At 74.5% G+C, this 705-nt stretch carries 1 protein-coding gene; it reads left to right on the top strand.

Annotation, left to right across the window (positions count from 1 at the left end; genetic code table 11):
* The coding region (locus ACYU8I_RS18870; RefSeq protein WP_460843885.1) for a 13E12 repeat family protein at positions 1-705 on the top strand (705 nt) is incomplete at both ends.

Raw genomic sequence — 705 nt, 5'->3', positions numbered from 1 at the left:
CGGGGTGACGGGGTCGCCGCGCAGGTGGGGCTCGCCACGAGACAGTCGCCGTTCAAGGCACGCCGGTTCGTGGGGTTCGCCCACGCGCTGGCCGAGCTGCCCCACACCCACGACGCCCTCGCCGCCGGCGACACCTCGGAGTTCCGGGCGTTCTCCATCGCGAGGGAGACGATGCTGCTCTCGCGTGAGGACCGCGCGGCGGTCGACCGGGAGCTCAACCGACGCCCCGGCGGCATCGGCGCCCTCTCGGACCGGGGCGCGGAGGCCGAGGCCCGGCTGATCGGGCAGCGTCTCGACCCCGCCAGTGCGGTCCGTCGCAACGCCGCCGCGGTGAAGCAACGACGGGTGTCGCTGCGGCCCGCGCCCGACGGCATGACCCGGCTGTCTGCGGTCCTGCCCGTCGTCGATGGGATCAACGTGTGGGCCGAGCTGTGCCGCACCGCCGACACCGCCCGAGCAGCTGGCGAGGAACGAGCCCGCGGGGAGGTGATGGCCGACGAGCTCGTCGCCCGTCTGCTCGGCCGGAAGCCGACGGAGTCGACGGTCGAGGTTGCCCTCGTCATGACCGACAGCGCGCTGCTCGGCTCCGACGACACCGAGTCGCACCGCGAGCCCGCGCAGGTCGTCACCGACACCGGCCTGCAGGCCACCATCCCCGCCGACCACGCCCGCGCCCTCGTCCGCGACGCCACCGACGTGTTCGTC

The sequence above is a fragment of the Nocardioides marmoraquaticus genome, from assembly GCF_054777915.1.
This window is presented reverse-complemented; position numbering and strand designations above follow the sequence as displayed.